Here is a 12,433-nt window from a genome sequence, read left to right on the forward strand (position 1 = left end):
GACTACTAACCTCGATTTCTAGACCGCCTTTTAGGATCGTGTACTCGTCGCCTATCTAAAATCCATAGAGTGAACCAGCTGCTTACGACTCCAAACAAAATGCTGAACAGGATAATAACCATTAAATTAGATAACGGCTCACCCCAAGGAAGTTTTTTTGAGTCTACCTTTACGGGATAGAACCGAGTAAAGTCTTTCACGAGTGCTGAAAAAGCAGAAGATGCTGTGGAGGCTACTCCTACGCCGACACCGACTGCTGCGATTCGGTTTTCAAGGCGGCGATCGCGTTCTTCTTTTTGCTCATTTAACTGTGCCTGTCTGATTTCAACAATTCCTCTAATAGTGTCTATCCATTTATCCCGCAATATTAAGCCTGGGCTAAGCGCGATATAATCTTGTTCAACTTGAGCTAAATATTTATATTCTACAATTTCACTAAATTTTTTTATAATATTCAAGTTAGTAGAATTATGAGCTAGTTCTTCTGCTTTGCGTTCAATAGTTTCCAACCTTTGTTTAAAGTTATAAAGGTTTGTTTTAAGAGTTTGCTTTTGAACTTCTAAGAAAGCAACATTTTCGGCATACCAAGCTAAATCACGATAGTTTTTTTCTAAAGATTGTTCTAATTGTTTCAAATTTGATTCTAATAATTCTGCTTGTGGTAATAGAATTTGAATGTGACCATTACCTTGGTCGGTAGGAGAGAAATTTGCTTCCAAGATAGGTTTGATTTGTCGCGTATTCCCATAAGCCCAGATAATTTTATTGCGATAGTATAATAAATATCGCAAATCTTCATAAAAATTATCGATTCTTTTCATTGTTTTTAAATCAGGATACAGAATAATCAGTACATGGTGATTTTCAGTATCTAGGTTTTCCCAATTTTTAGGGCTTCTCGATACTTCAAAAACTGTAGCTCCCATGAATTGTCCTGATTGAATATTTCTAGGAAAACTTTCAAATCCCAAATCTTTGTAGGCTTCTTCGGCAATTTGTTCTTTTATCTTTTCACGAATGTTAGGACTAACTTCATAGGAAAATCTGGGTAAATAACCAGTAATCAACCAAGTTTTACCCAGACTTGCGGAAAACGATAATTCTTGTTTTTTGGCTAGTAACTTATCTTTTAAAATGTCTAAACAAGGTTTTTCGGGAGGAGTTACCTTATCTGCAACCGCGCAAGCAATCAGCAGAGTATCACTATCACCTATACAATGTTTAGAATAAAACCCATCTGGGAAAGTAGTAAATTTGGGTTTATCTAAATCTTCCAGGTTGCTTTGTCCTGATGTAAGGTGATAGGCAAATAGATAAATATGGGGATAGATTAATTGAGTCATCCGAATAATCTTAATACCCAATGGTATTGTTTATAACCATTTTGCTGACTTAAATCCGATAATCGTGGACTATCCTGCGGTTGCAGAGGTAATGTTTCTATTTCAGTTTGAACCTTTTTGGCGCTTTCTACAATATTACTGGCAGAAAAAATCTGATGCGTTATCTTCAGGGAATCAAGCGAACGAGCTAAGTTTTCTAATTCTAAGTTTTCATCTTCTGGTTCTGGTTCTAATGGTAATATAACTTTATTACGAGGTTTTGCCTGATACAGTGATTGTAAAGTATTGCGAGCAGTTTGATAGGGTGTTTTGAGAAATTCGTGCTGACGGATCAGTTTTCTAAGACGCTCTAGGGCTTGTGGCATATCGTTAGCCATCTCTTTCCCTAGCTCGTGAATCTGCTTTTGCAGAGGTTCATCTAGCGAATCTAACTGGGAAAGTGTCACCAAAAAAGCTTGTAGTGTAAGGATATCCGTTTCTTTCATAAATTTATTGATTAGGTACTTTTCCTGTCATGGTAAATCCAGCCCAGTAGTAGGGATGGGAATAAGGGCAATTATTTATATGCGTTTCCGTGCCTTGCTTATAAAACTGTTCTTCCGTAACATCATTATCAAATGTGGTGTTACTGGTGTTGCCAAGAGCGTTAGGTGAGGAAGGAGGCTTCCGAGAAAATGGACGCTGGAGGACGAAAGACAAAGGAGGGGCAGATGGTAAATTTTTCAGTGTAGTGCTTTGGCTTTGCTTTACTTGCTGTTCAATATTACTGGCGGCACTTTCTAAGTTTTCACAACAGCCTAGATCGTAATCTTCCACTTCCGCAGCTCGTTGACCATACCAATTTGCAAGTTCGCTGTATGTGACAGTGCGGAGCCAATGTTTTGCTTGTTTTAAAGCTTCGGGCGGAGTCGCACCAGCTTCAAGGCGGCGGTAGAACTCTATCATTATCAGGGCAGAAGAAATTTCATCGACAGTCCAAAGGGTGCTAACAACGTAGTTAGTTCCTTTGGCAAGGAAGGCGGTGACTAAACCAACAAATTCATCAATGATGCTACTTTTGTTGGCAAGTCCTGTTTCGCAAGCAGATAGACAAACCAAATAATAATTAAGGTTATTAGGTAAGTCGAGCAGTTCACGCATAGTTAGTCTCGCACCGTCAGCAAGTGCTAATGCTGAGTCTGGAGGAGAGTCAACGTTGTGTTCTGCGTGACCCGTGAAGTGGAAGATGTCACCACCAACTTTTAAGGCTTGCAAAACAGCCTTCTTGATAGCGTTTGCCCCTGTAATTCGACTAGGAGGTGGTTCTCGGTAGAGATTGGCAAGTACGGCAGACTCAATTTCAGCAAAAAGTAATGGTTGCGATGTTTCGGGATGCTCAATACTTACCAGAGAAGGGTTACTTCCTATTTCTAGGGTAGATTTTTGTAGATCGAGTCCAATTTGGGCGCTAGGTAGACGAATGATAGTTAAATTTTCAGGGAATAAAGCTTCGAGGGGCAACAGGTGTAAGTCGCGATGGGGAAATAAAATTAGTTGCTTAATATTCTTACCTAAAGATTTTACGATTCTTTGGACATCAAGTATTTCAGCTAAGTTTTCCAAAGCATCTTGCATTTGTTTCTGCCAAGAATGGCTAACTGTTACTTTTTTGCTTAATTCAGCTTGCTCTAAATTATCTACTTCGGTTGGGTTTTTGCTAATTAGCTTGGCTTTAGTATCTCGGTAATCTCGATAACCTCTTTTCCACCGTTCCATCAAGTTTTCCAACTCGTTTAGCTGGCAGAAAATAGCTATGTTAGGAAATTTAACTGTTGTTTCGCTCTTCAAGAAAGACTGTGGTGAGGTACGAGAATTTGGTCTTAGTGTCCAGACTTGGGGAGATTGGTTATATTGCAAGGTAAATGTAGTCAGAGCCGCTGGGCTAATGTGCCAGTAAATCGCAGCAGTTTGAGGATCAAGTAGCTGTTGTATATCCCTGTACTTGGGAGATCCATTAGTTAAATTGATTGTGTTCTGCAACTCCTCCATATTATGGAGGTCGGAACCTGAATTGAATCTGTAGTCGCTCAAACTACTGAGACAAAGATTTTTAAGAGCTTCTGCTATCTCTAATGCCTTGACTTGCGACTCAGAATCTAAGGATTGAGCTAGTGTATCTACCCGCATTTGGCTAACAAAACTGGCAAATTTTTTCTTAATTTTGGGTCTATCCCACCAAGGAGTAGATAATAACAGCCGATATAACCCTTTTACCCCTTCGGATTTCAAAGCGTGGACATACCTCTCCCACTTTCGGTTTGGTTGTGCGTCCCCTAGTTTGCGACAGATTTTGATTAAATCTTGCAAAACTTCCAAATACAGTTCAGAAAGTTTTCCTTCCCTGTACGAGATTTGAAGCGCTTCCTCGTACTCCTCTTTTGCCTTATGCCAGTATGAATCGGGATTCGAGTCTTTTTGCCCTTGGAAAAAATATGCTTTACCTTTAAAATAATGCAATTTACCTATATTTAAAGATGATTCCCTATATAGACTGAGTGCTAGGCTTAATGTTTGATCTAAGCTTGCGAGCGCCTCTTCATAACGACCTAGCTCATACAGTGTTTCACTGCGGTTATACCAGCTTTGGTAGTCATTTGGCTTGATTTCAATTGCTTTATCGTAGCTAAAGATTGCTTCTTCATAGCGACCTAACTTATACAGTGCTTTACTGCGGTTATACCAACTTTGGTAGTAATTAGAGTTAATTTGAATTGCTTTATCATAACTAACGGTTGCCTCTCTATAGCGACTACTCTGATACAGTTTTTCACCGAGCTTACACCAGCTTTGATAGTCATTAGAATTGAATTGAGGTAATTTATAGTAGCTAGCAATCGCTTTTTGATAGAGACCTAAATTCAATATTCCTTCTATCGTTTTGTACCAGCATTCGTAGTTATTAAGACCAGCTTCAAGGGTAAGATCGTAATAAAAAATTGCTTTTTTGTAATTACCCACTTTAGAATAGGTATTACCTTTATCAAGCCAGTCTTGAAGACGGTATTTGTGATTTAGTGCAATAGCTTTGTCGTAGCTAGAGTAAGCCTCTTCATAGCGTCCCAAAAAGTTAAACAAAATTTTGTAACGCTTGTACCAAGCTTCGTGATCTTTGGGATTAATTGCAATCGCTCGATCGTAGCTAGTGAGTGCTTCTTCATACCGACCTAGTTCACCTAGCGCATCACCCCGTTTACGCCAAGCCTCATTATTATTGGTATTGAAAGCTAAGGCACAGTCCAATGAGGTGAGGGCGGCTTCATTCTCTCCTGCTTCAAGCTGCTGAAGACCTTGGTTAACAAGTGCTTGTGCCTCCTGTGGTTGTGACTGGGTCATCTAGTAAATTCTCTCCTAGCTGTCAGATTATGATATTAAACATTTTGTGGCTTAGGCTTGTTTCTTCAATATTTCATTAGCTAGTAGACACTTTGCCAGTCACGGTAAATCCTGCCCAGTAGTAGGGATGGGTATAAGGGCAATGTGTTGCATTGTGTTTGTTTGCTTCTTGTTCCGCGTTACTAGCAGCACTTTCTAAATTTTCACAGCAGCCTAGATCGTAATCTTCTACTTCCGCAGCACGCTCCTTATACCACTTGGCAAGGTCAGAATAAGTAATAGTGCGGAGCCAGTGTTTTGCTTGTTTTAAAGCTTTAGAGGGAGTTTCCCCTGCTTTGAGCCAGCGGTAAAACTCTATCATGATTAGGGCAGAAGAGATTTCATCAACAGTCCAAAGGGTGCTGACGACGTAATTAGTTCCCTTTGCAAGAAAGGAGCTGACTAGACCAACAAATTCATCAATGATATTACTTTTACTGGTAAGCCCGGTTTCACAAGCAGACAGGCAAACCAAGTAATAATTGTGCAGTCGCAAATTAAAAAGCTCACTCATGGTTAACCGTTCCTGTTTGGCAAGTTCTAATGCTGAGTCAAGAGGTAGATCGATGTTGTGTTCCGCATGACCTGTGAAATGTAAAATGTTGTAAAATGGGACTTGCAGTGCTTGCAAAACACGTTCTTTGGTAGCATTTGCACCTACTATGCGATGGACGTATGCTTCTTTGTATTTGTAGACAAAATTGGCAAGCATAGCAGACTCAATCTCGGCAAAGAGCAATGGTTGTGAGCTTTTGGGATGCTCTATACTTAGTAGAGATGGAAAGTAGCCCATTTCTACAGTAGATTTTTGCAGATCGAGTCCAATTTTGGCACTAGGCAGACGAGTAATTGTGAATTTTTCAGGAAACAAAGCTTCGAGGGGCAACAGGTGTAAGTCACGGTGGGGAATTATAATTATTTCGTTAATATAAACTTGCAGGTTATTTATAATATCTTCAATTTGAAGTATTCTAGTTAGAATATCCAACTCATTACTCATTTCTTTCTGCCATATTTTCCCAGCATCGTTCTTCTTTGTATCCTTTATTTGTTTACGGTTCATTTCATATTTTGATTTCCATCTATCCATCCATTTTTCAAATTTATTTAACCTTTCTACAGTTTTAGGAAGAATAGCTCTATTCAAAATTTCATGAGTCTCCAATGTCTGCTTCATCCCTAATATATTAGGATCTGGTTCCAATGTATAGACTATAGGCTCCCTATCATCCTTCAAAATAAAAGTTGTCAGAGCAGATGGGCTGAGATGCCAGTAAATCACTGCTCTGTTGAAATTTAGTAACTGTTGAATTTGGTCATAGTTCGGACTGCCATCTGCCGAATCTATGATGTCTCCTTGCATCCACGCCAAGCAAACATTTTTTCTCTTTTCAGCTAATTCCACAGCGCCACGCCCGTTGCCATTCTGAGCTTCAATATCTACTCCTATTTCGGAAAAACTGGCAAACTTCCGTTCTAGCCTAATTTTCTCTTCAGGTAGTTGATCTACTTGGAGCCGTCTCAACAAATCAGTCGCATTCCGGAGCAGTTCTTTTATTTGTCCTTCAGGTTTCAGGTATGGACTAACTTGAATTAAATCATTCCACACTTCTAGCTGGCGTTCAGGCAATACTTCAAATTTGAGAATATTTAGGGCAAGCTCGTAGTTATCATAGGCTTTCAGCCAGAATTCGTAGGGTTTGTGTTGTAACCTCCCGTAACGGTAATTAGCTTTACCTTTACACCAGTACAACTCACCGCGACCTCTATTGTACTCAGGGTTAGGCTGTAGTTGCTGCAATCGTTCTAATTCTTGCAATCCTTTATCCCAGATTCGTAAAGCTTCTTCGTACTGCTCTAAATCTTGAAAGTATGTCCAACCCAAGTTTACCCAAGCTCGCCAGTTCTGATTTCTCGACAGTTGCAGAGCTTGGTTAAAATCAGATATCGCCTCATTTATTAATCTTAATTTTCTGAGAGCAGCACCGCGATTGTTGTAGGCAAGGTGGTTGTTCGGTTGTAGCCTTATGGCTTTGTTGTAATCAGATATCGCCTCTTGATAACGCTCTAACTCTCTGTAAATATTACCTCGCCCATTGTAAGCAAAATAATTATTTGGTTGTAGCCGGATGGCTTCATTGTAATCAGATATTGCCTCTTGATAACGTTTCAACTCTTTTAGAATGTCGCCCCGATTGCAATAGGCGAGATAATAGTCTGGTTTTAGCCCTATGGCTCTGTCGTAATTTGATATTGCCTCTTGATAGCGTCCTAATTTTCTAAAAGCACTACCACTTCCCGTATAAGCAAGGTAGTTGTATGGATCGTCTTCGTTGAAATGTCGAAAGGCTTTGTTGTAATCAACTACCGCTTCTTGATAAAATCCTAATTTTCTCAGGATTTCACCAAGCACACTATAGACAGAAGGTTCCTTGAATAGCTGCGGGTCGATTTGCTTAAAATACGATACAATGTCTTCGTAGATTTTTAAGTCTTCCAAGGCAAAACCACTCATGATAGCCATAGCATGGTTGAATGCAGCGATCGCTTCCTGGATACGATCTAAATTCTGAAGAGATATGGCAAGTCCATGCCAAGCATCGGCGTTTTCAGCATTAATATCTATAGCGCTTTCAAAGTGGGACTTGGCTGCCTCAAAGTTTTTTTTGTCCAGTTCCTGCATTGCTTTGTTAAGCTCCTGAACTTCTTGTTGATAAAGTTCTTCGGCTTCAAAAACATTATTAGACGCTGAACTATAGGTGTTGGTAAAAGAACTAAGGTAAGAAAGAGGTTTAGGAGAGAACGGACGCTGAATGACTAAAGATAAAGGAGGTTTAGATAAATTTCTTAAAGCATTCTTACGGCTTTGCCTTACTTCGTCAAATTCTGGTTGAATTGCCAACGCTTGGTCGTAGCTTTTAATTGCCTCTAAGTAATTTTTCTCTTCTTCTAGCTGCTTACCTCTTTCATGTAGGACTGTAGCTAGGGAATGGTTGGACGCGGAAATAATTTCTTGTGCGTTGTCTAACTTCTGGATTGCGATCGCCCGTTCATTCCAAGCATCAATGTTTTTCAGGTCACGGGTAATGGCTTGGTCAAAGAAGAGAAGGGCTGCTCCGTAGTTACCCGCGTGAAGTTGCTGCTGTCCAAGGTTAATCCAGAAGTTAGCTTCTTGTAGCATCCAGTCGTATTCAGATCAATTGTCTGCTATTATACTCTAATTTTTAATGACAAACCCCCCAGTTATTCAAAATGAATAGCTTGGAGGGTCGATTATTTCATTAAATGTGAAGTAGCAGCAATTAAAATGACTGCTTCCTCTTTCTGATTAAGCAAAAAAGTGATTTCGCTTTTAGATATCCATTACGGATGTTGTATGTAAACGATTATATCTCAAAAATCTACTTATCTGCCAGTTTATATCTGTTTGTTTTAAGAATTCATTCACTAAATACTTTGCCAGTAACGATAAATCCAGCTTAGTAGTAAAGACAAGTATAATGGTAAAAAATTACACTTTTTGTTGTTTGATTATTTTGCTTACAAATTAAATATGGAACATTTGATTACCAGGGGAGCTTTGTTTGTATAGCCCTACATTTCTAATGTGATGGTTACTGTGAACGGCTAATATCAAATCCGTTTGTATCGGAATTATATCTCCTTCCCCTCTCTCTGCGCTCTCTGCGCCTCTGCGGTTTTTTAATCATTCAGATGCTACCGGATTTGATATAACAACTGTTTTTTCTCACAATGGTTCCACAGCATTTGTAGGGGCGCAAAGCCTTGCGCCCCTACGACTTTTGACAATTGTTGAAAAGTCAGGTTCTAAACTGTTTTTGGTATATTTATTAATTTTTCCAATCATGTCTGCTCATGTCAAAATTGCCCCACCCATTAACCGCTCATACCGATACTTCAACTCTTCTTTCATCAAATACCAACGCTCCAAACTGGCATCTATCTCTATCACCTTTTCTGCTGCTTGTCGCGCTAAAACTAATACTTCCTCATCCTCTACCAAACTTGCTAAAGTAAAGTCAGGTATACCAGATTGACGAGTTCCTAAAACTTGACCGGGACCGCGAAAACGCATATCCATTTCAGAGATAAAAAAGCCGTCTTGCGACTGTTCTAAAACTTTCAGGCGTTGCTGTGCATCAGAGCTTCTAGAACTGCTCATCAACAAACAGTAAGATTGAGCCGCACCTCTGCCAACACGTCCTCGTAACTGGTGCAATTGCGATAAACCAAATCGTTCCGCATTTTCTATGAGCATAACTGTTGCATTTGGTACGTCTACACCTACTTCTACAACAGTTGTTGAAACTAAAATTTGAGTTTGATTATCCCGAAATTTACTAATAGCTTCGTCTTTATCAGCCGAACTCATGCGACCGTGGAGTAACCCCACTTGAAACTCAGGAAAAATACTTTCTTGTAACTTTTGATGCTCCTCTACTGCCGATCGCACATCTAATTTTTCTGATTCTTCCACCAATGGCAACACCACGTAAACTTGTTGTCCCTTGGCAATCTCTCGGCGAATGAGGTCATAAGCTTGCGTGCGCTGCTGACTTGTGAGGATATTTGTCTGAATTTTTTGCCGACCAGGTGGTAACTCATCAATTTGGCTGACATCCAAATCCCCGTGTATCGTCAGCGCCAGTGTTCGAGGAATAGGTGTTGCAGTCATAGTTAAAACGTGAGGCTGTTCGCCTTTTTGCTGCAACTTTGCCCGTTGCTCCACTCCAAAGCGATGCTGTTCGTCAATCACAACCAAACCCAATCGTTGAAAGTTAACCGGGTCTTGAATCAATGCGTGAGTCCCTACTAACAAAGGCAATTCACCAGTTTCTAACTGGGCGTGAATTTGTCTTCTTTTTACAATCTTTGTAGAACCAGTCAGTAATTCCACTGGTAAATGCAAAAGATTAAACCAACTCACTAACTTACGATAATGCTGTTCTGCCAAAACTTCAGTAGGAGCCATCAGTGCTGCTTGATACCCCGATTGAATAGCAGCAAGGATAGCAATCACAGCAACAATCGTTTTACCAGAACCAACATCCCCTTGAACCAAACGATTCATTGGCACAGAGGTTTGTAAATCGTTAAGAATTTCATTAACAACTCGTTGCTGTGCGTTAGTCAGTTTAAACGGCAGTATCTCGTAGAATTTTTCCAGTAACTCACCTTTAGGAGCAAGAATAGCACTGGTTTGACTGGTCTTAGCATAGTGTTGCCGTTGAAGTAAACTCAGTTGCAAGTAAAAGAATTCGTCAAAAACAAGACGACGACGGGCTGCTTGCAGAGTAATACTGTCTGAAGGAAAGTGAATGTTAGCCACTGCTTCCTTCAATTCCATCAATTCATACTTACCTCGCAACCCACTTGGTAATGGATCTTTGAGAGAGGAAGCACAAGGTAAAACAGCAGTTACTGCTTGACGCACGAGATCCGCGCCCACACCCTCTGTTAAAGCATAAACTGGCAAAACTCGATTGATACTGAGGGACTCTATCGTATCTCCCGGATGTGCTAAAACTTCTATTTCTGGATCTTCCAGAGTCAACCCATACTTACTTCCTTTAACCAATCCACACGCCGCTACGATGCTACCTTGTGGATAGCGACGTTTTAAACTTTCTTGCCAAGCACGACTGCTATAACGAGTACCTGCAAAAAAGCGATTAATTTTAATGCGACCGGTGTTATCTCGCAGTGATAATTCTAAGATTGTTAACTTTTGATTTTTAGGGCTAGTAAAACAGTTACAATTTTTGACGGTTGCTACTATCGTTACCGTCTCTCCCGCTTCCAACTCGCGGATATGAGCTTGACGACTATAATCTATATGGTCGCGGGGATAGTAAAAAAGCAAGTCACGCACGGTCTCTAAGCCAAGACGCTCCAAACTTCCAGCTTTTTTGATTCCTATTTCTGGTAATTCCCTAAGCTTTTGGTCAATTTTGGGAGCCAGTCTTCGACTCACTTCATTGGGGATTGGGGATTGGGGATTGGCGATTGGCGATTGGCGATTGGGGACTGGCGATTGGCGATTGGGGACTGGCGATTGGGGACTGGAGGTTGGAGATTGAGCGCTAGGGGTTGGGGATTGAGAAGAAAGAATTCGAGAGTAAGTGAATGAGGATGGTGATGAAGAAGATGGAGCAGATGAGGAGGATGAAGATGGAGATGAGGTAAATGGGGATGAAGAGGATGTTGTTGTTTCCTTCTCGACGGTTTGTTGTAACTGATAAAGATATTTACGAGTTTCTGAGATTAAATGTTGTCTATCTTGCAAGTCCAGATTGGAATAATTAGCAAATTCAGTCGAGAAATCTTGCCAGCGACGGCGTTCTGTGGTAGGAAAACCTATGGGAAATTTACCGAAAGTTAGGGTAAAAAACTCACTGAAGCGGTATTGCTTACCCATTAAATCGGTAAAACCCTTTTCTGCCTCTATAGCTAGCGCTTTCTGTAATCGTATCCAATCTGGCTTGTCATTAATCATGGGTACTGGGGATTGGGGATTGGGTACTGGGGATTGGGCATCAATACTTCTACAAATGACAAAGGACAAATGACAAATGACAAATTATTCGTCAGACCAGATAGCACGCCAAGCTGCTTCTGCTTGAGCAATTGACCGTTCTCTCTGTTTCTTTTGGTACTCCTGTCCTAACCTGTTGAGTTGAACGAGGATACTCCGAATCTGTTTGCGACAAGATGACAGCGTTACATCATTAAACTCAATTTCTCCAACTCGGAGATTAAGAGCCATAATCTGTGTCAAGTTTGGTTCTTCTGACTGCTGCTCGTTGTCAATTTCAATGACTAAGCTGAGTAGGTTAGGAGGTCCTGGCATAACTTCACTGGCTGCTTCTGAAGCTGCTGCTGCTGCTGCTTCCAAAACGGGTTCTGGTAATTTTTTAGGCAATATACCCGACCTTTGTAACAAAAGATTAGCATCACGCGAAACCAATTTCAGCTTGTCTTGCACTGCTTTTTCCAAATTATGCTGCCACTTAAGTATTTGTACGGGGTTCGAGGTGTTTGGAAATGGGGGTAAGGGGACTGGCGATCGCGCAGACAAGGAGAAGAAGGCAGATATAGGCGATGGAGGAGACAGAGGTGAGGCAAACAATGAAGGTTTTTCTTGTTTTTCCTCCTTGTGGCTTTCTTGCTCGTTTGCTTCGATGCTCCTTATTACCTCTTTTATCTCCATTTCTTCATTGTTCCGAGTTGTTTCTTCTTGCTCATTCGCGAGATCTACCCTTTCTCCCTCATTATCTTCATCTTGCCCATTGTCCCGTTTTTCATCTATTGCCTCATCTTGACTGGCTTCCTGCTGCTCGCTTTTAATTAACGCTTCCAACTGTTCTGCTGTTTGCTGACCGAATTTACGGATAGATTGTTGTAATTGCTGGCGCTGATTTAAAGACAAACTCAAAAAATTCTCAGGATATCCTTGGGTACATAGATAGTAAGTTGCTTGATTTAACTGTTGTCGTACAGTTTGTCCCAAGGTTGTTAAATAATTAGCGTAGGCATTTTGAAGTTCTTGAGCGATCGCCCGAATTGCCTCTTCTAATGCCTGAATATCCCGTTCTATTCGTTCAATAGCTCTTGCCATATCTTTTTTATAGCCCATCTGAACCTAATATGGTACAAAT

The 12,433-nt window shown here is 40.5% G+C and carries 6 protein-coding genes; all 6 read right to left on the reverse strand.

Translation table 11 applies throughout. The features are described 5' to 3' along the window. Positions 1–5: 5 nt before the first annotated feature. Complete coding sequence (locus ACKTT2_RS23995) at positions 6–1,343, reverse strand: hypothetical protein (RefSeq protein ID WP_407891199.1); 1,338 nt, start codon at positions 1,341–1,343, stop codon at positions 6–8. Further along, positions 1,340–1,828 carry a type 1 periplasmic-binding domain-containing protein gene (locus ACKTT2_RS24000; protein ID WP_407891201.1) on the reverse strand — a complete coding sequence of 163 codons (489 nt, stop codon included), beginning with the start codon at positions 1,826–1,828 and terminating at the stop codon, positions 1,340–1,342. Before ACKTT2_RS24000 ends, ACKTT2_RS23995 begins: the two co-directional genes overlap by 4 nt. 4 nt (positions 1,829–1,832) lie before the next feature. Next, positions 1,833–4,715: a CHAT domain-containing protein gene (locus ACKTT2_RS24005; protein ID WP_407891203.1), complete on the reverse strand. Its 2,883-nt coding sequence runs from the start codon at positions 4,713–4,715 to the stop codon at positions 1,833–1,835. Positions 4,716–4,791: 76 nt separating this feature from the next. Next, on the reverse strand, positions 4,792–7,935 hold the full coding sequence (locus tag ACKTT2_RS24010) for a tetratricopeptide repeat protein (protein WP_407891206.1): 3,144 nt from the start codon (positions 7,933–7,935) through the stop codon (positions 4,792–4,794). 693 nt (positions 7,936–8,628) lie between these two features. Beyond that, positions 8,629–11,271 carry an ATP-dependent DNA helicase RecG gene (gene recG / locus ACKTT2_RS24015; RefSeq protein ID WP_407891208.1) on the reverse strand — a complete coding sequence of 881 codons (2,643 nt, stop codon included), beginning with the start codon at positions 11,269–11,271 and terminating at the stop codon, positions 8,629–8,631. Positions 11,272–11,355: 84 nt separating this feature from the next. After that, positions 11,356–12,393, reverse strand: coding sequence for a primosomal protein (locus ACKTT2_RS24020; protein ID WP_407891243.1), 1,038 nt, complete (start codon positions 12,391–12,393; stop codon positions 11,356–11,358). Positions 12,394–12,433: the final 40 nt, after the last annotated feature.

Source organism: Scytonema hankhaensis NUACC26, assembly GCF_045865695.1.
In the GTDB taxonomy this organism is placed as follows: domain Bacteria; phylum Cyanobacteriota; class Cyanobacteriia; order Cyanobacteriales; family Nostocaceae; genus Scytonema.